The sequence below is a fragment of the Snodgrassella sp. M0110 genome (assembly GCF_016101465.1).
Classification (GTDB): Bacteria; Pseudomonadota; Gammaproteobacteria; order Burkholderiales; family Neisseriaceae; genus Snodgrassella; species Snodgrassella alvi.
The window spans coordinates 217683-239880 of sequence record NZ_JACFQM010000004.1; the positions used below are offsets into that span (position 1 = coordinate 217683).

General features: G+C 38.5%; 18 protein-coding genes, 1 tRNA gene and 1 pseudogene. 6 read left to right on the forward strand and 14 right to left on the reverse strand.

From position 1 onward, the window contains the following. Positions 1-395 precede the first annotated feature (395 nt). Positions 396-1238 (forward strand): DUF3579 domain-containing protein, encoded by an 843-nt coding sequence (locus H3T84_RS07755; RefSeq protein ID WP_198218747.1) that lies wholly within the window; start codon positions 396-398, stop codon positions 1236-1238. A gap of 102 nt (positions 1239-1340) precedes the next feature. On the opposite strand, the gene rpoH is transcribed toward H3T84_RS07755, so the two are convergent. The 4 genes from rpoH to ybeY form a co-directional block, all read right to left on the reverse strand. Then, positions 1341-2189: an RNA polymerase sigma factor RpoH gene (gene rpoH / locus H3T84_RS07760; RefSeq protein ID WP_198218748.1), complete on the reverse strand. Its 849-nt coding sequence runs from the start codon at positions 2187-2189 to the stop codon at positions 1341-1343. A 237-nt stretch (positions 2190-2426) separates the two neighbouring features. Then, positions 2427-3968, reverse strand: coding sequence for an apolipoprotein N-acyltransferase (lnt, locus tag H3T84_RS07765; protein ID WP_232346153.1), 1542 nt, complete (start codon positions 3966-3968; stop codon positions 2427-2429). Positions 3969-4220: 252 nt separating this feature from the next. Then, the gene (locus tag H3T84_RS07770; protein WP_198218749.1) at positions 4221-5057 is read right to left on the reverse strand and encodes an HlyC/CorC family transporter; all 837 of its coding nucleotides are present in this window, start codon (positions 5055-5057) and stop codon (positions 4221-4223) included. Positions 5058-5059: 2 nt separating this feature from the next. Beyond that, on the reverse strand, positions 5060-5575 hold the full coding sequence (gene ybeY / locus H3T84_RS07775) for an rRNA maturation RNase YbeY (RefSeq protein ID WP_037473570.1): 516 nt from the start codon (positions 5573-5575) through the stop codon (positions 5060-5062). Between the two features lie 650 nt (positions 5576-6225). Here ybeY and H3T84_RS07780 point away from each other — a divergent pair. Further along, on the forward strand, positions 6226-6447 hold the full coding sequence (locus H3T84_RS07780) for a hypothetical protein (protein WP_174834271.1): 222 nt from the start codon (positions 6226-6228) through the stop codon (positions 6445-6447). 205 nt (positions 6448-6652) lie between these two features. Further along, positions 6653-8050: an RtcB family protein gene (locus tag H3T84_RS07785; protein WP_198218750.1), complete on the forward strand. Its 1398-nt coding sequence runs from the start codon at positions 6653-6655 to the stop codon at positions 8048-8050. A 358-nt stretch (positions 8051-8408) separates the two neighbouring features. Here the strand turns inward: H3T84_RS07785 and H3T84_RS12320 are convergent, their stop codons facing one another. The 9 genes and pseudogenes from H3T84_RS12320 to H3T84_RS07830 form a co-directional block, all read right to left on the reverse strand. Then, positions 8409-8963 (reverse strand): gamma-glutamyltransferase, encoded by a 555-nt coding sequence (locus H3T84_RS12320; RefSeq protein WP_198218774.1) that lies wholly within the window; start codon positions 8961-8963, stop codon positions 8409-8411. Beyond that, positions 8927-9253, reverse strand: a pseudogene (locus tag H3T84_RS12325) (gamma-glutamyltransferase); the annotation flags it as partial. The pseudogene H3T84_RS12325 and the gene H3T84_RS12320, both read right to left, overlap by 37 nt. A gap of 1103 nt (positions 9254-10356) precedes the next feature. Continuing rightward, positions 10357-10650, reverse strand: a complete 294-nt coding sequence (locus tag H3T84_RS07800; protein WP_198218751.1) for a hypothetical protein — start codon at positions 10648-10650, stop codon at positions 10357-10359. A gap of 627 nt (positions 10651-11277) precedes the next feature. Continuing rightward, complete coding sequence (locus H3T84_RS07805; RefSeq protein WP_100091176.1) at positions 11278-11643, reverse strand: roadblock/LC7 domain-containing protein; 366 nt, start codon at positions 11641-11643, stop codon at positions 11278-11280. 21 nt (positions 11644-11664) lie between these two features. Beyond that, complete coding sequence (locus H3T84_RS07810) at positions 11665-12324, reverse strand: peptidase M23 (protein WP_174834274.1); 660 nt, start codon at positions 12322-12324, stop codon at positions 11665-11667. A gap of 5 nt (positions 12325-12329) precedes the next feature. Next, positions 12330-12866, reverse strand: coding sequence for an ATP/GTP-binding protein (locus H3T84_RS07815; RefSeq protein ID WP_100116584.1), 537 nt, complete (start codon positions 12864-12866; stop codon positions 12330-12332). Positions 12867-12886: 20 nt separating this feature from the next. Then, positions 12887-14035, reverse strand: a complete 1149-nt coding sequence (locus tag H3T84_RS07820) for an alpha-glucan phosphorylase (protein ID WP_174834275.1) — start codon at positions 14033-14035, stop codon at positions 12887-12889. After that, positions 14032-15483 (reverse strand): hypothetical protein, encoded by a 1452-nt coding sequence (locus H3T84_RS07825; RefSeq protein WP_174834276.1) that lies wholly within the window; start codon positions 15481-15483, stop codon positions 14032-14034. The genes H3T84_RS07820 and H3T84_RS07825 overlap by 4 nt, the downstream gene beginning before the upstream one ends. Before the next feature lie 140 nt (positions 15484-15623). Next, complete coding sequence (locus H3T84_RS07830) at positions 15624-16952, reverse strand: murein transglycosylase A (protein ID WP_174834277.1); 1329 nt, start codon at positions 16950-16952, stop codon at positions 15624-15626. Between the two features lie 194 nt (positions 16953-17146). Between H3T84_RS07830 and mutS the strand changes: the two genes are divergently transcribed. The 3 genes from mutS (at position 17147) to H3T84_RS07845 (ending at position 21300) form a co-directional block, all read left to right on the forward strand. Then, complete coding sequence (gene mutS, locus H3T84_RS07835) at positions 17147-19759, forward strand: DNA mismatch repair protein MutS (RefSeq protein WP_198218752.1); 2613 nt, start codon at positions 17147-17149, stop codon at positions 19757-19759. Between the two features lie 71 nt (positions 19760-19830). Continuing rightward, positions 19831-19907, forward strand: a tRNA-Met gene (locus H3T84_RS07840). A gap of 700 nt (positions 19908-20607) precedes the next feature. After that, entirely contained in the window at positions 20608-21300 is a 693-nt protein-coding gene (locus tag H3T84_RS07845; RefSeq protein WP_198218753.1) for a DUF2461 domain-containing protein, read from the forward strand. Between the two features lie 359 nt (positions 21301-21659). On the opposite strand, the gene H3T84_RS07850 is transcribed toward H3T84_RS07845, so the two are convergent. Continuing rightward, positions 21660-22160: a GNAT family N-acetyltransferase gene (locus H3T84_RS07850; protein WP_110414774.1), complete on the reverse strand. Its 501-nt coding sequence runs from the start codon at positions 22158-22160 to the stop codon at positions 21660-21662. Positions 22161-22198 lie beyond the last annotated feature (38 nt).

Here is a 22198-nt window from a genome sequence, read left to right on the forward strand (position 1 = left end):
AGATGTATCAAAATTACTGGAGTATTTATTTTTTTCCCTGCATAAATACCGTTCGGTTAAAGGTAAAAACCAATCTTATCTGTATAGCCCGTAAAATAAATAATATAGCGATATAAACCATATGTAATACCAGCTATACATATCAATTCAGCTCTTCAATTAATGCAATTACATATCAACTTTTGATGATATATTTAGCAGAAATTACATCTGAGAAATAAAAAACAGCAGATGAAATAAAATTACATTTATCATTCTTATTGCATAAATAATTTCAATAGAAAACACACACATGTGACATACACTAAACAGCTCTATCAGGTATAATTAGCCATAACAACGGTAAAATAAATATATGTGCTATTGAAACTTCATGTTTCTATCAAGAGGTCAACATGCTAATTTGCAATCCGTATGAAATCGTTATTCAGGGTATGACTAATAATAATAAACGTTTTCGACCCAGTGACTGGGCCGAACGTTTATGCGGGATATTGTCCTCTTTTGATCAGGGTCATCGCCTGTCTTATCATCAATGGGTCCGTCCCATTTTAATAGATAATATTCGCTGTGTTGCCATTGATCGTAAACTGGAAGAAATTAGCAGCACAGCATTCAATTTTCTGATGGACTTTGCCCGCGATAACGATTTACGTATTCTGGATTGCAAAGCCTTATTAGAAGAACGGGAACATAAACTAATTAAACTGACTGATGCTGTATCTCAGAAAAATGCAGAAGTAGCACAAACACAACTAAATACAATTAATACAGAAATAGAAACAGAACCACTGACGCCGGTTAATCAATTACGTGAACTGACTCCGGCAGAGACTGGCTCTGCTTTTGCAGCTTTGCATCTGTTACATCCCAATATTCGTGATATTGTTCAGTTTCAGGATCTGGTAAAAATTCAGCAGGCAGAGGGTTATCGTCTTTTAGGAATATTTGAAGAAGGCAAACAAAATGCTGTGACTGTTTGTGGTTTTCGTATTGTGACTAATTTTGCTACCGGACGTCATTTATATATTAATGATTTAACCAGCCTTCATTTACCCATAGCTGATGACAAAATTAGTCAGATTTTCACAGAGTTAAAAACAATTGCAACAAATGAACATTGCAGCAGCATTCATGCTGATTCAAGTATATCTTCAGATAGTAGCAATATACATCATTTATATCTGAAAAACGGATTTACTTTATGCAGCCATAAATTCAGCCTGAAACTTGATTAAGTAATATATATATAAATCATACATAATAAAAATACAGGATATTAAAATATCCTGTATTTTTATTGGCAAATTAGTTTAAACTGTTTAATAAATGACAGTAAGTTACTCTGCTTCTGCCAGATAGCCACGCAATTTCTGCATAGCTTTGGCTTCAATCTGGCGGATACGTTCTGCAGATACACCATATTCACCAGCCAAGTCATGCAAGGTTAATCCACCATCATCTGCCAGCCAGCGACTTTCAACAATATGTCGACTGCGATCATCCAGTTTGGCCAATGCATTCTGCAAACCTTCTGTCTGCAAAGTATAATGCGCCTGCTGCGCCAGTACTTGTGTTGGTTCTGTAGTACTGTCAGTCAGCCAGTCTATTGGTGCAAAATTATCTTCATCATCATTTTCTGCCAGCAGCGACATATCCTTACCTGTCATCCGCTGTTCCATTTCCAGAACTTCAGAAAGTTTCACACCTAAATCATCAGCAATCGACTGTGCTTCTTTGTTACTTAATGCAGCCATAGATTTGCGCATACTGCGTAAATTGAAGAATAATTTACGCTGTGGTTTAGTAGTAGCTACACGTACCAAACGCCAGTTACGTAAAATAAATTCGTGTATTTCAGCTTTAATCCAATGTACCGCAAACGAAAATAAACGTACGCCACGACTTGGCTGAAAGCGTTTTACCGCTTTCATCAAACCAATATTGCCTTCCTGAATCAAATCAGCCTGATTCAGACCATAACCATCATAACCACGAGCGATAGAAACGACTACACGCAAGTGGGACAAAATCAGTTTTTTTGCAGCCTCTAAATCTCCTTCGGTCTGGCGTACCGCCAAATCCTGCTCTTCCTCTGGAGAAAGCATAGGAATATTGTTTACGGTATGAATGTATTGCTCTAAACTACCATGCCCGGTCAGCACGGGTAATGCAAAAGCGGTATTCATGCCTGTCCTTTCTCTGTGTGCCCAGCTATTTAATTATTTTTCGTTCCCTACAATAACACATTGTTTATCGCAGGAAAACCAATTAATAACTGAGTTAATAATTTATCATTGTAATTAAAGTATTAATGTACTTCAATTACTATTTACTATTTATGATTTGTTCATCATAGGAAAAATAATGTATATTTAAAATTTTGATTGTATAAATTTATCATTATACACATTAGTTTAGTTTATTCAACGGCGATAACGTCCATAAATACCTAGTATTAACAGTAAAAACAGACTGATCAAAGCCAAAGGCCAGCTACCTCCGAGTCGCATATAGGGTGTACTACCTTTATAACCGGATATTTCACCTTCTAATACAGATGCAGTATCAGGGTTGAGTTGTGCCACAACTTTCCCTTTAGGATTAATAATTGCAGTCATTCCTGTATTGGTTGCACGAACCATATAGCGTCCTGTTTCTAATGCACGTGCCTGAGATTGCTGTAAGTGCTGCTGCATAGCATGTGATTTTCCATACCAGGCCATATTGCTTACATTGGCCAGTAAACTCGCCTGTCTGGCTGTGGCGATTAATTCATCACCAAAGCCATCTTCATAACAGATATTAAATGCAACACGCTGATTAGCCAGTTGTAAAGGCAGCTGAGCCATGCCTCCACTAGAAAACCCCGACAGTGGCATATCCATATTAAGATATAACCAGCCTAATAAAGCCGGCAAAGGGACATACTCACCAAACGGAACCAGATGATTTTTAGCATAGAAAGGCAACCCGGTTGCTTCAGGAGCAGCAGTAAAATTAATCACTGCATTTTGATAATTGTTTCCGTCTGCCGTATATTGCGGAATACCAGCAGCTAATGCTGAACCATGGCTACGGGCAAGCTGAGTAAATTCATCTAATTGCGCTGCAGGCATATCCTGTCTCATTACCGGAATAGCTGTCTCTGGCAAAATAACAATATCAGCATGAGTACTGGCTATCTGCTCCAGATAACGTTGCAAGGTTGGCTGTAATGACTGCTCATCCCATTTGAGTGACTGTGGAATATTGCCTTGTGCCAGAGCAATTCTGGCATGGGTTCCATCTGGCTGTGTAAAGTGAAACTGTAATAATATTGCCCCAAGCAACCATACACCTGTTAAAGCAACACCACAACCAATCTTTGCTCTCCGGCTTTTAGCCAGTACTAACTCAGCCAGCCAGGTACCACTGGCTACAGTAACCAGTGTAACCAGAAAAATACCACCCACAGGTGCAAAACCGGCTAAAGCCGAATCTGCTATCTGACTATAACCCCATATACCCCAGCCAAAACCTGTTAGTGCACGTTCACGAACAAATTCAGCCAGACACCATAACAAAGGTAATATCACAGCATGACAAATAGTACCTGACAACCTGAATTTTCCTAGCAACCAGAATACTACAGCCGGATAAATAGCCAGATAAGCAGGTAATAGCATGGTCAGCGGCCAGGCCCAAATTTGTGCTAATCCGGCAATATCATGTAAAGCAATATCTATCCAGTATAATAATGATGTATATGCGGCTAATGCCCACAGATAGGCCGTTCTAATACGCCATTGTGGTCGTACACTCTGCAAAATCAGCAATACTGCCAGCAAAACCGGTAACAGCCAGTAATGATAATAAGGAGCAAAAGTAAATGGTACCAAGGCTGCAGATATAAATAATAATGGCCAGTACAGCCAGGGCTTGGCTAAATATTTCATAACAGAAGAATGCGATGCAGCTATCTCCATTTGAGTCACATAAATCTCCGCAGCTTTCAGACAACTACATTAAAATTCGACAATTACAACCGCCATTAAAGGCAAACATAAGCATCTATTATATTAATATTTTTAACACAATATATTATTATTTACCGTAAATACTACTTACTCTATTTAAAACAACACCAAACGAACATAATTTCTATGTTGATGAAGAAATAATATGTTGTACGAATAAATTAAACAGATATTTGTCAATATTAAGCAATATCCAATATATTAATCTATATTATGCTTAACAGTAACCATTAGCGTCTGTAAACGCCGTGCATCAGCCCGGGCTACCGTAAAATTCAACTTACCAATGGTAATTTTTTCACCTCGTACTGGCATATGGCCAATTTCCTGAATAACCAGACCACCAATAGTGTCGACTTCTTCATTAGAATAATCGGTACCAAAGAATGCATTGATATCTTCTATTTCGGTCACCGCATTAACGCGAAATCTCTCTGCAGACACAGCAAAAATATTATCAGCACTATCATCTTCATCAAATTCATCTTCGATATCACCAATGATAGGCTCAATTACATCTTCAAATGTTACCAGTCCTGAAGTACCGCCATATTCATCAACGACAATAGCCATATGATTGCGTTGCTCACGAAATTCTTTTAACAATGTATTCAGTGACTTACCCTCGGGAACGAATACAGCCGGACGTAATATCTGTTCTAACTGAAAATGTTCTGTTCTGCTCCAGTATTTAAGTAAATCTTTAGCATGCAGAATACCCAGAATTTCATCTTTATCCTCACCAATCACCGGAAAGCGTGAATGAGTAGTATCAATGATATAAGTAATAATTTTGTCTAAAGAATCATCAATCTTAATTACATCCATCTGGCTGCGCGTTATCATCGCATCTCGCACTTCCAGATCAGCAAAATCCAGTACATTTTCCAGACATTGTAAGGTATCTGCATCAAAAACCTGCCGTTCATGTGCTTCCCGCAGGGTTTGCAATACATCTTCTTCAGTATCCGGCGTCTCTCCGGATATGCGATTTACAAATCGCTCAAAAAATCCGGGTTTCGATGAACTTTCGTCCATGATCAATATTCATCCTGTGTATAGGGATTTGCATATCCTAACTGATGCAGGATACGAATTTCAAGCGCCTCCATAATTTCAGCCTCATTATCATCAATATGATCAAAACCCATTAAATGTAAAGCCCCGTGCACAGTCAGATGAGCATAATGCGCTATCACTGATTTATGTTGGTCAGCAGCTTCTTTTTCTATCACCGAAGGACAAAAAATCAGATCGCCATTGAGTTCTGAACAATCAGGCAAATACATGCTTTCGCCTTCGTTGAGTGCGAAACTCAGAACGTTGGTTGCATAATTTTTGTTTCGATAATCATGATTAAATTGGGCTGCCTCATCTTCATTACACAGTAATATGGCAATATTGGCTTGTTTATAACTATTTTTACACGTTTGCCATATCCATTGCCGCCACTGCCTGTAAGTCGGAACGAGGCTAGCGTTACTGCGATTATCGACATTTAAACTGAATATTTGATTCAAATGCTGTAAAACCGGCTTTTTTTTGGCAATTTTCATCTAATTTATTTTTGATCCTAATAGGTATATTTTAACAAGTACTATTGATAAATGCACTACATCACTGATTCTGGAAATAATGCTTTTATCAGGATTTTACTATTAAAGTTTAAATTTCAATTTGATAATATTTATATTAAAATTTTGATCTATACAGCTATATTGCACATAATCGTTCATTTTTTGTATCATCACCCATTATCCTGTTTGTTATTTTCCATTTTAACATCATACTTTTTCATCAATTTCTTACATATAATTTTAACTGTACAAATTTTATTATCCAGCATTTTAAAATGCTAAAATTTTATTTTTAAATTAATATTCATTAATCCACTGTTCTCTTAAGATTTGATGTGTTATTAACCAAAAAGCCACCGACTATTAATGTGGTTAATGTCTTTTTTGAGAAAGTACTAAGAGCACCTTTAATTAAACAAGCACTTTGCTATGATATGATTATATTATTTTACTAGTAGATGGGGCTCATAATGGACATCCCTGAAAGTATACAGCAAGAGCTAGGCACATGAAATAATGGAACAGGCATTGATTTAGAAAGTTGCATTGACTATATGGGGAGTTATGATTTAGCCATGAGTTATTGCACATTATTTTGGCCAACGTTTCAATGAATTGATGACTATATTGTGCGAGAAGGGCTCACAGCAAATTATCTCAATAGTTGGGTGATTTCTACACAAAATAGTTATGATGACTTGATACCTGATGAAATTGATGAATTTGATCGTTATCAACTGGAAAAAGTGATAGAAATCTGCAAAAAAGTAGTAGTTTATCAGAAGCAAGCCGATAATTATTTGCCATATCCCGAACCAAAAAGCAACGCAGTAACGATGCTGATCGCCTAAAAAATACTTAGCTAAATTTGGCCTGAGTTGGGAAATAATACATAGTAATAATTGATAATCCAATAAAAAAAAGATTTATCAATTTACATTTTAATAAACTTTAGTCTAGAATACGGCCACTTTCCTGAATAGTGCTGCTGCAGGAAACAGTAATTATCTTCTCAAATTGAGAGGACGGTATTTTATTGTTTTCTAGGTGGCTATTATGTCTACATTTACCCGTTTACAAAAACGTTTATCCCGAAGTGGGATTGAAACTCATTTTAATAATGATATTTACACATTTAATAAACAAGATATTACGGCACAAGTACTGTTACCTAATCCGTTACCTTTAGAAGAAAAAGCGGTTGAGCAATTACTTGATTTTGCATCGGTAACAAAGCCCAATAGTGATGGCAAAGTTTGCGCTGCAAGGGCTACGCCAGACTTTCATCCCGGTGCGATTGCACCAGTTGGAAGTATTGTTGCCACGACTCCTGATTTAATTATTCCTGCGGCGATAGGCACGGATATTAATTGTGGGATGCGCCTGTTTACTACAGGCTTAAGTCTTAATGAGGTGGATGAACAAAAATCAATTCTCATTGAACAATTGAAACAGGTGTTATTGCACGATAAGCGCGATGTGCCAGTTACCCCCACTTCTTTTCAGGCTCTTTTTGATGAAGGTCTTGCAGCTTGGTTAGAAGCCTTACCACAACAAGGTTTATGGAATAGTGTCGATTTTAATCGGCTATCGCATGAAATTAGTAAAATTTCTGGCAATAATTTACTTTCAGCAGATAGTCAGTATGCTCCCGAAGCCTTTTTTGAAAAACGAGCGATTATTCGTCCGGCAAGTCTAGGCACAGTAGGTTCAGGTAACCATTTTGTTGAATTACAAATTGTTGATGAAATTATTGATCGCCATGTTGCTTATCAATTAGGTTTAAAGAAAGATGCTATTGTGGTGATGATTCATACCGGATCACGTGATGTCGGTTTTTATATTGGCAAGCGTTGGCAAGATAAAGCTAAAGCATTATGGCCGGTCGATCAAAAATACCCTAAATCAGGTTTATTTGCTTTGACAGACAATTATGTTCAAGAGTATTTGCAAGCGATGGGCGTTGCTGCTCGTTATGCTTGGATAAATCGTATTGTAATCACAGAGCTAGTGCGTAAAACGTTTAGTACACTCTTTAAGCAAGATGCTAGTCAATTATTGGTTGATATCTCACACAATGTCATTTTTCCTGAGAATGGCATGAATATTCATCGGAAAGGTGCAACACCCGCACATTTAGGTGAAATAGCATTGATACCAGGCTCTATGGGTGATTATTCTTATGTTGCAATAGGAAAAGGTCATCCTGACTGGTTATGGTCTTGTTCACATGGTGCTGGACGAGCTGAAAAAAGGCAAACGATGCGCAGTAAAAAATTGGCCTCTGATAACGCCTTATTGCCATGGCAATGCGTTACTTTAAAACAAGAGCGACTATTTGAGGAAGCGCCTGCAGCATATAAACCGATTACGCCAGTCATTCAAGCACAAGAGAATGCCGGTTTAATCCAAACCGCTGTCAGACTTAAACCGTGGATAACCTTTAAAGTATGATGTAAAAAAGATGTCAGTTTTTTAAAAAAAATGACATCTATATAGCGAGTTAATAAAGATAATGATTGATGTCATTATCTTTATTATATTAGTTTTATCATTTCTGATTTGATTTGTTATTTTAATAAATCATCAATACCCCGCAGCTAAGCTATCACCACGAGGATCGGTTGCACCCATTAATCTATGATTATCGGCATCAATTAAAATAGCACCCTGCATGTCCCATTGTATCGGTATAATTGTCAACGACTTTCACATTATGTCCACTTGATTTAAGAGTATCGGTTATATTCTTAGCGACTCGCCCTTCTATTTTAAGATCATTGGACGATGCTCCCCAAGTTCGCCCATGTAACTATCGTGGTGCATTAATGGCATTTTGAGGGGACATATTAAGATCGACAATTTGCGTGACAATGGTCGCTTGAGTTTGTGGCTGACCTTCTCCGCCCATGGTGCCATAAACCAGATACGATGCACCCTCTTTAAATAACATAGCTGGATTTAAGGTATGAAAGGTTCGTTTATTCGGCTCTAAACGATTAATATGATTGGGATCGAGTGAAAAAAAGCTTCCCCTATTTTGCAGCAAAATCCCGGTATCTTTGGCTACAATTCCTGAACCAAAATTATGACAAATACTTTGAATGATAGAAACCGCATTCCCTTCTGCATCAACAACGCCAAACCAAACTGTATCCCCTTTCGGATCTAATGGCTTAATATAGATGCGTGCAGTTTGCACATCAATTTGTTTAGCTTGTTGTTGACCATGTTGAGAGGATAATAAGAACTCAAGCGGGATAGGATTAAAATCAGGATCCGTCAAATATTTATCACGATCGGCAAACGCTTGCTTGGTGGCCTCAATAATTAAATGATAATAATCAGCACTACCTTCCCTAATGATTTAACATCAAAATTATTTAATATATTAAAAATCTCTAAAGAAGCCATCCCTTGTGTGTTAAGAGGCAAATTATAAGCAGTATATCGCTGATAGTTAGCATGAATAGGAGAAACCCATGTTGCTTTATGGTTAGCAAAATCATCTAAGGTCAACAGACCACCGTGACGCTTTAAATCATCAACGATTTTCTGAGCAATATGACCACAATAAAATACCGTTGCACCGTCATTGGCAATAGACTTTAATGAAGTTGCTAAATCAGGTTGTTTGAGAATTTCGTCGATTTGATAGACGTCACCATCGTTTTAAGGAAGGGGCTACGCGCTACTCGGTAAGTGTCTTGTTAACCACCTTCACATCGCCGATATTCAGTGAAATGAACAAATAACGAGTGACAAAGTAGTTGCTTTAGGTAAAGTACTTAAAGAAATTTATACTGCAAAGCTAAAATTACAGTTTCCTGAGTATCCGTGTAAAGTTCAATTTTATATTCCTGAAAATAAAGAAGATATAATTAGTTATCAGTTATCTTTTTTCAAATAGCTGGAGAAAATTTGCCGGCTCATCAAATATCTGCATCGTGATACAGATAAGTATAATTTATTTATATAGTGTGTGTTGAATATAAAAAAGAGCCTACTTTATTAATTAAACCTTTCTTTTGATTAGACGATATAACTAAAATATTATATTAAACTGCTGTTAGAACTTACAAGTGAATCTTCGCCAAAACGATCACTGCCAAGAGTTCCGTTCAGGTACATAAAATGAGTAATACAAAACCGCCAATGTAAGGAACAAAGTTAATAAAAAACTTAGCCCTACTACGATTAATGAACATAATGAAATTTGCTATAATAATTCTTTATTATGCAAGATTCCCAAAATATCATTACGAATAACATACAAATGGTTATTACCCTGAAATTTATAACCTATAAATCAATGTGATGAATAAAAATTTATTGTCTTTCCTTTCAATAACACAAGCACTTTTATTGTTTCTTCACAATAAACTTTATTACCATCTAATTCTGCCTTTTATCAACAATAAAGTAATTTAATAATGTATTTTGAAGAATTATTTTTGGTGGTGTACATTTATGTCTGTTTAAGATTCTCAGCAAAACAAATAAATGTATTAATCTAAATTTAATCAATATATTATTCTTGATTAACCGATTTATCTTTTAAGATTTAATACAATTCAGTAAATTTACTTCATCCCATTTTTTAATCTTTTACTTAATTGATTAATAAAAAATAATAATTCAGTCCCATTTATCATTCATTCACTTTATTAAGATATTTTATCAATCCCTCTTTCGTTGAAAATTCACAGCGTTCGTCGGTTTGAAAATTATCGATACAAACCGTTTTTGATATGACTCTATTATCCCAAAAAAAAAAATAATGCTCTTAATATACCATCATCTTCTATATATAAAGGTAATTCAATAAAGCCATAACTGTATGATATGTTTGGCTCTAAAGTATCTTTAAGTAAAATGTAAATGTATTTGTCACCTGTTTTTTTATCAGTATATTCAAAAGCACTTACTAGTTCTTCATCACCATATTGATATGTATAAAGTTCTAATGCTTTATTCAATTCTTTATTATTATTTGTTAAAAAATACACCTCTAAATTACGCCTTCCGTCTTCAAAAGTATTACTAAGAAACATCGCTGTTCCTTTATGGCCTTTATATTCAACATTAATGGGCGGATGAGCAATGTTATTATATTGGGAAATCGATATTCTTCCGGAATGGTATCTAAATCCACATCAGAATTAGCATAAACATTTTGCAGGGTAAAAATTAAACCTAATAATATAAACATTACTAATTTAAATTTCATTGTAACCCTAAGAAAAAAATAGAATTAAACATCTTTCCAATATTTATTGTTTCAATAATTTGCTTGTTCTTTGCCAAAAGTATAAATTACTGATTCACTATTTTTATATAAAATTATTTTATTTTTTTAATATATTTATTATTTAAATTGTATAAATTAAATACAAATATTTAAAAACAAGATTCTGATTCTTTGTGAAACTGATTAAGCTAATTCAATAATAATTAAAATAGCTGTTTCTTTAATACAAACAAAATCCATAAATAAACTCAGTATTTATTCTAAATATTGAGTTTATTTATGGCAAAAGACATCTGGTAAATTGATCTGTTCTAAATAGTTTTGAACCATATTGCGATTTCAAACTATTTATCAACCTACCTCTTTGGCACAACAAATTATTCACCCTGCCTAGCTATTTAAAAACAGGGTTTTCATTGTGTATGATGAATTAGCGTAAGATATCTACGATACTACGGGCTGCGCGACGGGCATCCAGTAAAATCAGACCGAGTTTGGCACCCTCATTAGCTGTAACAGCCAGTACATTGGTATCACCTGCCTGAATCAGCAGAATATAACCATGCTTACCCTTAACCATAACCTGCTCCAGTTCATCACATTGTAACTCACGGGAGGTACGGTTTCCCAAAGCAAGCAGAGCTGCTGCCATTGCACCAACGCGGTCTGGATCAACACCATTCGGTAACAAGGTTGCTACCGGCAGACCATCGGAGGAAATTACAGCAGATGCGGTAATATCAGCCGAAGAGCTGTTTAAATCACTTAATACCGAAACCAGTAATTGTTCTTGCATCTTGATGTCTTTCTATTGATGTTATTCATTTACCACATGAATGTCTTCACCCGCCAATACGTACAAACCACGTACCATCGTGACAAAAGCTTCACCATTTAGTAGCGGCAATCCTGCTGTTACCAAAATATTTTTGGTATTGCCTATATACAGAGGGAAGAATGTTAATTCACTCTGACCGGCAGGATCACATATCCCGATAGCGTTGTTGTAGATATTAAGGTTATTTTTAATCAGTAAACTGTGTTTTTCTGTCAGACGTGTTGCCTCACTAGCCAGATTAGCTACCTCTTCGGCAGTTTCATGATTAAAACCGACGTTAGCAAAATAAAAACCATCCTGATCAACCAACAGTGCTTTATGGCTGTCTGATAGCTGCCCCAGAATGTTTTCAAATTCATCAGAGGTAACCTTAACCAGCTGAGAACTGGGTTTAGCCTCTCCGTATAAGAATTCCAGACGTTGTAAGCGATATAACAAATTCAACGCTGTGTGAACATCATCTGTTTCAGCCCATCGTTTCAAACGCTCTTCGGTTAACTTCGCATTAATATCCGCCTGCAGAATATTGGCCAGCAACATACGACTGGCACTCTGGCTGGGGCTGGATACCGCATAAAATGCACCGGCTGGCATCACTTTAGGATACAAATCATGATGTAGCTGTAATGTAGATTCCATACTAACTACCCTTCTAAACCTGGATCAATTGAGTACAGCATAGCAGTAACCAGTTGTTTTACATCATCTTCATTACGGGCATCTACCTCAAAAACAGGTACATTAAGTTTATGCTGCGCCAGATACTGCTGATAAACATCCACGCCCGGCTGAGGATTGATATCCATTTTAGTTACACCAACGACAACCGGAGCCTCTTCCAGTAAATCATGAAAAGAGGTAAGGAAAAATTTCAAATCTTTTAATGGATTCTGGCGGGTATTATCCAGCAGCAGAATTAAACCCATACTCCCCTTACTTAAAATACTCCACATGAAGTCAAAACGTTCTTGACCAGGTGTACCATATAAATGAACTTTTGTATGTTCATCAAGCCGAATAACACCATAATCCATGGCTACAGTAGTATGACCTTTTCTATCCTGTGTCATATCCGACGCACTGGCATCAGTCTGTACCGGAGGATCATCCGATAATGCAGCAATGGCAGTCGTTTTTCCCACCCCAACCGGGCCGGTAAATATAATTTTATTTTCAACCATGATTACTCCCTGCTTAGGTATTAATTGCCACGCAAGCGACCCATCAAACGTGCCAGTAAACCACCTTTCGGCTTGTCTTCATCGCTCTCATCATATTCTGCCTCTTGTGTACCACTTGCTGGTTTAGCAGCTTGTGGTGCTTTTCTTGTCAGAACCATTTCTTTCTCCTGTTGTGCAGTAGGAGGAGTCAACTGCTGCTCAATAATCAGGGCACCAATTGAATATGTAGCTGCTATATAGTTTAAAACATCTTCTAAAGAAACTGGTAATAACTTATATAAAGTATTCAGTGCCACAGGTGTACGCACCAAAAAAGCTGACAGACGCATAGCTTCAGGCAAATAAGCCAGACGAGTCATATTTGGCCATGCTTTCAGTCTGATCACCGTATCCGGCGTAATAGGCTCAATCAGACGACCGCGTGCTGTCCAGATTGATAACTGCCAAATACAGGATTGTAAGGTTAGCTTAGCCTTATCATGCAACTGTGCCGTTGATGCGGATGCAGGTACAGTTTTAGTCTGCCATTCTGCATCAGTTTGCATACACAATTGTTGTAAAGCATCACTTTCAGCTGCCAGTAATACTCTTTCAATACTGGGAAATACAATTAATACAGGCTTATTATCAAACAGAATTGCTGTATCTTCAGTTTGCTGCGCGAGCTTTTGTACCGTACCCAGTAAGGTTCCCTGAGTATGAAAGCGCACTACAGTTACCGACTGATGTGCATGCTCAGCAATTTTGTCTGCCTTATGTTCAGCATTTGATTCAATTTTTTCACTAACTGATTCTTTTTGTGCAGCTGCTTTATCAGCAAGCCAGACCCCGTTCCCCTGCTGCAAATTACGCAGATGCTGAAACAGCGTATCGAATCGGATAGGTTTCATCAGGTAGGGTGCTGTAAAAGATGGTGCATTACGACCAAAAAAGACTACTACAGCATCAGGAAATTTCTTTTTTGCCTTATGCCAGAGCTCTTCGCCGTCGTCAGCATCACCATCCACCAAAATTAGTTCGGGCTGTAAATTATCTTCAGGCTGAACCAACTGGTAATTTACACTATTGTACATCTTAAATGCCATGCGCAACATGGCTGTCTGGCGATCATCCACATTGACGAGCAAAACATAGGCAGTTTTTACTTTGGGTATTGAATTGTTCATCATTGATTTTGCACACCACCGTGGTTAATACGTTTCAATAATTGACTCATAGCAAGTACAACTTCTTCAGGTGGCGTCTGAATTTCAGCACGAATTACCTGTAACATTTTTTCCAGACGTGACCATTCTTCTGCACGTTCATATAAGTCAAATAAAGTAATATAAAGTTGTGACTCTTGCGGATAAAGCAGAACTGATTTTTCCAGTAAATCCATTGCTTCATCAAACTGACCAAAGGTAAGCAGCGATTCCACATCACGCAATACATGATCTGCCGGCGTTTCAGCCACATCATTTTCCGAGGAAGCTTTATCGACCAATGACAGACGTTTGGCCTTAAGTGCACTACTATTCACAGGCAGATAGCCCTGAGCTACGCCAATATCACGCAATATCGTTTCACTGGGTTTAGTCTCCAGCTGCTCAAACATTGGATGTTCGCCAAGACTGTATCCCCAGCCTAACATACGCTCTTTTACGACATTGCCATATTTTCCCAAAGTATAATACAACCGCCATAAATGCTGTGCAAATACATTGATATTATTGTTCCGGTAGTCTAATGCCAGAGCATCAATAATCATACTTGCCGGTTTTCTGGATGTCTTAATAGCCTTATTCAGACAACGAATAGCAGCATCATAGGGCAACTGTTCTTTTAATAAAACATAGCTATTTTCGGGTTTGGAAAAACTCAGCAGAACATCACGCTCATCGCCATGAATTTTAAAATTACTACCCACATTACCTTCTACCAGCAATTCATGTGGCTGCTCAGTAATATCCTGGGCATTAATATCAGACTGAGATTCAGACTGGGTATCTTCAGGTTTTTTATCCGGATTAATACCTACTTCTTTTTCCGTTTCCTTAACATCCCATTGCAGCAGATCTTCTGCAAGCACGCGCAGCCCTAGATGATTTTCATCCAGTGCCAGACCTTGCCGAATCAGGTTCTCCAGTTCAGGCCGTTGAAAATAATTACGATACTGATCGATTATTTCCGCAAGTTTATCGGTATTTTTAGCATCCAGACATAATTCAGCCAGTTCATTGACCAGAGTATTTGCCATAGCAGGACTCTGCTGAGCAATATTCTGTTCCAGATATGCACCAAGTGAATCTGCAGCTTTCTGGAAATAACCAAACTGTTTATAAACTTTATATTCAGTGAGATGATCTACTGTAGCAACAGAAACAGTGGTTTTGTCTGGTGTTGCCGGCTGCCAGTCCCAATCCTCATCTGCCTGCGGAGCAGCCTCCTCAGTTTCAGATGCTTCCTGAGTCTCAGTAGCTTTCTTTTCTGTCTTTGTATTACGCTTAGATGCAGATTGTTTTCTGCGGGCTGATTTTTTGCTTTTGGCATGTCCAGCCGCTTTCTGCCGCTTTTTCAGCACGAGCAATACAGCCAGCAAGATAACCAAAAGGGCAATAGGTAAATATAATTCCATAATTTACATCCCTTTTATAATTAGCTGCCAGATGCATGAGCGCATGGTTAAATGCATGTTTTTCATTTACGGTAACGCTTCACATACAATTGTCAATACTGTAACTATTTTACCTTAGCTTGCATTTGTTCGCCAGATTTTTATTTAACCTGGGGCAACATTCCGTTAGGTAATAGTTGCCAGACGTATCCGGGGTATTTCATTTTACCCGCCAAAGCACCGGCTTCATCGCCATAACCCCAGAAATAATCTACTCTTACTGCACCGTTAATGGCACTGCCGGTATCCTGAGCCATCATTAACCGGTTTAAACCAAAACCATTAGCGGGATGGGTAGTGGCAACAAATAACGGGGCACCCAGATTCATAAAGTGGCTGTCGACAGCAGCAGAATATCCTTTGGTAAGCGGTACACCCAATGCACCGGTTGGTCCGCTGGCCGGCTCTGCAGATGCGCGAAAAAAGACATAGCTTGGATTTTGCCCTAAGACTTCAGCCAATTGCTGCGGATGTTGCTGTAACCAGGCTTTAATACCCTGCATTGAAGTTTGTGCAAGTGGCAGATAACCTTTGTTAGCCATATATTTTCCAATTGATACATAAGGGTAGTCATTTTTATCGGCAAAACTGAGGCGCAGCATCCGACCGTCAGGTGTTCTTAACTGCCCTGACCCCTGTACATGCAGAAAAAATAATTCTACCGGATCATTAGCATAACCCAGAACAGGGGCTTTGCCATTAAGTGCGCCTGCATTAATCTGGGCACGGGTGTAATATGGAATCAATTGGTTACCACTGATGCGGCCTTTTAGTGCCCGTGTTTTCTCATTCAGGGGAAAGGAGGCCAGATTAGCGGTGTAATCTCCGTTAGGTGTAATGACGCCGCTATTTGCTCCGGTAAGTCGGATACGTACAACACCCTGACGCTGTCCGGCATTAAGAGGAACGACGATAAAATCGCTGGGAATACCATAAATAGGAAAGCGCGCCTGTGCAGTCTGTCTGGTATCGCCCGGCAGCATTGGTTCATAGTAGCCGGTTACAGTACCGGCCAGCTGTCCGTTCTGGCTGACTTCCCATGGCGTGAAATAAGTTTCAAAAAATACTCTGGCATGCTGGTTGTGTCTGGATGTGCGTGCTGCCTGCTGACATATTGGCTGCCAGGCTGGCTGCATTTGTAGTTTGCTACAACTGGTTTTGAATGCATCCAGACTATCAACAAATGACTGAATCGGCCATTGCGGCAATTCCTGATAAGAAACAGCTCGGTAGCTGACGCCGCCTTTCCCTGGGGTAAAGACATAATTCTGGGGTAACGGTTTACCCGGTGTTACTGAACCGGTTTCGCTCGGAGGAATTTTATCTGTAGGTTTACGGACATGAGGGCAGGCACTCAGAAATAAAACACAGAAGCACAGTATCCAGCAGCGAATTAGGCTGAATTTCTTTGATGGCAAGATTTTTGACATTTTTTAATAGGAATTGAGATCGATACAGAAAATATAAACTATATTTTTACACCATTATGACAGTCAGTCACGCTTTTAAACAATGAACTACTGAATAACTGATTTTAGGCAGTGATATCTGGCGTTGTATAAACTGAATGTAAACACTCTGTTACAATAGCGTTTTTTTAATCAATTCAAATATTCTCCACATTATGAGTAAACCCGCCCTCACACCGATGATGACGCAATACCTGTCTATTAAGGCTGAACATCAGGACAAATTACTGTTTTACCGGATGGGGGATTTCTATGAACTGTTTCTAGAAGATGCCGTTGAAGCAGCCCGTCTGCTGGATATAACGCTGACTACTCGCGGACAGATTAACGGGGAACCGGTCAGAATGGCCGGTGTACCTTATCATGCAGCCGAACAATATCTGGCTAAGCTAGTAAAACTGGGTAAAAGTGTAGCTATTTGTGAACAAACGGGTGAAGTGGGGGCAAATAAGGGACCGGTAGAACGGCAGGTTGTACGTATTGTTACACCGGGTACGGTGACTGATACGGCATTACTTGAAGATAAAGAGACCAACCGTATTGCGGCCGTTTCTTTATTGAAAAAACAGCTTGGCATAGCGTGGCTTTCGCTGCAAAGCGGAGAATTCAGATGCAAAATCATTACTCCTGAAGCATTGCCTAATGAGCTGGCACGTTTGCAGGCTGCAGAAATACTGCTTTCTGATCAGACTCAGGAAAAATTGAATCTTAGTGGCTATGACCGGCAACTAACCCGGTTACACGCATGGCAATTTGCTGCTGATACCGGTGCCCGTATGATTGAGCGTTATTTTGGCAGTCAGGATTTACGTGCTTTCGGTTTACAACAGGGAGTGCATGATGCAGCAATCGGTGCTGCGGGTGCTTTGCTGAACTATGTGCAGCAAACTCAAATGCAGTTACCTAAACATTTAGACAGCCTGTCACTGGAACAGGAATCTGCTTATATTGGTATGGATGCGGCAACCCGCCGCAATCTAGAATTAACTCAGACTTTAAGCGGTTTAAAAGCACCTACACTATTTTCTATTTTAGACCAGTGTGCAACTCATATGGGCAGCCGTCTGCTGGCACAATGGTTACATCAGCCATTGCGTCAGCGTCAGCAAATTATAGCCCGGCAACAGGCAGTTACAGATTTAGCCTCTCAGCAGGCACAGGTAACATCCATGCTAAATCAGGTAGCTGATATTGAACGTATTGCCGCACGAATTGCTATTGGCAGTGCCCGCCCTCGTGATTTATCTGCTTTACGGGATAGTTTGACTATTCTGGCAGAATTTCGTTTAGAAGAATCCGGCCAGAGTAGCAGCCTGATACAAACTCTGCTGGAACAGTTTCCACCTGCCGCACCTATTGCCGAGCAGTTAAATATGGCGATTATGCCTGAACCGTCGATATGGTTGCGCGACGGTGGGGTGATTAATGATGGCTTTGATGCGGAACTGGATGAATTACGCCGTTTACAGAATCATGCAGATGAGTTTTTACTGCAATTGGAAAACCGGGAACGGGAACGCACAGGTTTATCCAGTTTGAAAGTTGAATTTAACCGTGTGCATGGTTTTTATATTGAATTGAGCAAGGTACAGTCTGAACAGGCTCCGGCAGACTATCAGCGACGCCAGACTCTGAAAAATGCAGAACGTTATATCACGCCTGAATTAAAAGATTTCGAAGAAAAAGTATTAAGTGCACAGCAAAATGCACTGGAACGGGAAAAACAGATATATGACAAGCTGTTGCTGCAATTACAAAGTGAACTGCCGGTATTACAGCGCTGTGCCCGTGCGGCAGCCAGTCTGGATGTATTAAATACACTGGCCAGATATGCATGTACCGAACATTACTGTTTTCCGGAATTGGTAAACTATCCATGCTTACAGATTAAAAATGGCCGTCATCCGGTAGTGGCTGCGCAAGTTAAACAGTTTACTGCCAATGATACGCGTCTTGATGAAAAACGGCGCCTGATGCTTTTAACCGGCCCGAATATGGGGGGTAAATCTACTTATATGCGACAAGTAGCCTTAATTGTGTTACTCGCGCATATTGGTGCTCCGGTACCTGCAGACAGCTGTACATTGGGAGAATTTGACCAAATATTTACCCGTATTGGTGCTTCGGATGATCTGGCAGGTAATCGCTCTACCTTTATGGTAGAAATGTCGGAAACGGCTTATATTCTGCATCATGCAACAGAACAATCGCTGGTATTAATGGATGAAGTTGGCCGTGGCACATCTACCTTTGATGGTCTGGCTCTGGCGCAGGCCATTGCAGAACATTTACTGCAAAGAAATCGCAGTTATACTCTTTTTGCTACCCATTATTTTGAGTTAACCCGCTTACCTGAGCAGCATGCACACGCATTCAATATGCATCTTGCGGCTTTGGAACAAGGACAGGATATTGTTTTTCTGCATCATATTGAATCCGGCCCGGCAAGTAAAAGTTATGGGATAGCAGTAGCGAAACTGGCCGGACTGCCGGCGCGAGCACTAAATGCCGCTTACCGCCATTTACAAACACTTGAACAGCATGCAGCTTCCGAGCAGCCGCAACTGGATATGTTTCAGGCTCAGGCAGCAGACAGCGAAGAAGAAACCATGATGGATACTGATATTAATCATGTTGCTATATCGGCAATTCCTGCTGATTTATGCGCTCAGCTAAATGCATTAAAGCCTGATGAACTGACACCTAGAGCAGCACTGGCTGCTATTTATGATCTGGTGAACTGCTGGCAAAATCATCAGTCATCATAGAAAGATGCATAGAAAATCGGTTTTTTAGTTGACATAAGGCTGATTATCCGTATAATGACTCCCTTACCAGACGCGGGGTGGAGCAGCACGGTAGCTCGTCGGGCTCATAACCCGAAGGTCGTAGGTTCGAATCCTGCCCCCGCATCCAGATTCCTAAAATGTCCTGTTTTAAACAGGACATTTTGCTTTATCCATTCTCTGAACATCATTTCATTAATTTAAAAATAGATATTTCTGGTTTTCGATTGCCGATTTACTTATTTTTTTATCATTCTTTGCGATTTATCTTAATTATCCATTTCACAACAAGCTGATTGATACAACTAGATTCAATATCTGACTAATAAAATGTAAAGCAACAATATCAAGGATGCAGGTTTAATAGCTTTAAGCATAAAAAGGCAGAAAAGATATGCAAAATCTTTCCGTACTGAGAATATTTTCAGATATCGAAAAATATCTTAATTAGACATATCAATCACATATTAACCTGTAAAGTTAACAATATTATTTTCACATGCATCACTGCACGGTATATATATATTTATTAAATCTTTCAAAGTCTCAGTAATATTGGTTTATCGGTTCAAAGCTTCCATGATTAATATCAGATATCCGTAAAACTTTAGATTAATTATATGAGACTCGACACGGAAACACTGGAATGTAAACAGCAGTGTTATGTTCAGATAAGCTCGGAAATCAGAAATTATATTAAAAATTAATTTTCAACCAGTTTATTTACTCTGCCTGAATACTGGATTAACTCTAACTACTTAGGTAAGATAAAAATAAGGTAAATAATCCGAAAATCCAGTGCGTTTTCTGGAATATTTAAAGGGTGATTAATGTATAAATTCAACGGATTTACGCAGGCTGGACTCAATTTTTTACAAAATATCCGGATTAATAATAGTAAGCCGTGGTTTGATGAGCATCGTTCAATTTATGACCATGAATTGATACAGCCATTTCGGGCACTGGTTGAACAGTTAACCCCTGAAATGTTGAAAATCGATAAAGAATTTGAAACTCGCCCGGCTATTGGTAAAACGATATCACGTATTCATCGTGATACCCGTTTCTCAAAAGATAAATCTCTTTATCGCAGCCGTTTATGGCTGACATTCAAACGTCCAAGTCGCGACTGGAAAGAGGCACCTGCTTACTTTTTTGAAATTAGTCCCGATATTTATCGATATGGGCTTGGTTATTATTGTGCACCCAAACAAACCATGGACATTTTCCGTGAAGAAATACTGAATAAACCGGAAGTGTTTTTAAAAGTAATAAGGTGTGTGAAAAAACCATTTGAGCTTGTTGGTGATAGTTATAAACGTCCTTTGATTAAAGAGCAGGATAAAAAGATTGCAACATGGTACAACCGGAAAAGTATTGCTGTAATGGCAACCAGTCATCATATCGAAGATATACTTGACAGGGATTTACCAAATAAACTGACCCAAGGCTTTAAACAGTTATTACCACTTTATGATTTTTTAATGGATGTAGAATTCATTAAGAATATTTCCAAGTTATAAATATTCTCATCAATATAAAATGATTTTTATTATTTCCCGTATACCTTTTAATTTCTGAAACAATATAGCTATAGAGCTTCTTATAATCATTAGTTATGAATTCTATATTTTCGGCAGGAATACTTTGTAGATATCTGCTCAGAACATCACGCACTAACATTCGGGTTACCCAATATTGGTGTTTATACTTGTCAAAGTATAATTTTTGCCACTGCTCCAATTCCTGATGATTCAAAAATTGGACATAGTTGGTCAAAGCAAATTCGGGATTTATTTCTTCATTATAGGTAAACCAGATGTGTATTTCATTTTCTGCTATCTTTATAAAGTTTTCTACTTAACAGAGGTCTCAATAAAAATCAAAGTGGTTTATACATATGGTAATTTATCAGTACCTGATTTTCTCTGGATATTTTGTTAGCCCGCTTTATTATAAAACCCCATTTTTTGAAAATTGGCATGGCCACTTTTGAAGCATCTACACTTAATTGTGAAAGCTTTTTCTGGTGTGCCAAGCCAAGCACATGGTCATAGAGTTTTCTGGCTATGCCACGTTTTTGAAAGTCAGGGTGCACGTAAAAACAGTCTATGTAACCATCATTTTTAAGTTCAATAAACCCCGCAAGGCGTGAGCCAAAGATAGCCATCCAAGGCTGAGTGTTATCTAAACGTTTTAACCACATCTGATAATCTGGTGGTGTTGGGCACCATGCTTCTTGCTCTGCTTTGCTATAAATATCGGTATCAATAGCATGAATAGTCGAATGAAACAAATCGCATATTTCAGTAGCATAGAGTGGAGAGTATGGTTTTACTTCGATTTCAGATGCAGCATTACCCAACTTGTTTTCTATTTTCATTATGATTTGTTCCAGCAAGACTTTGCACTTCATTATCA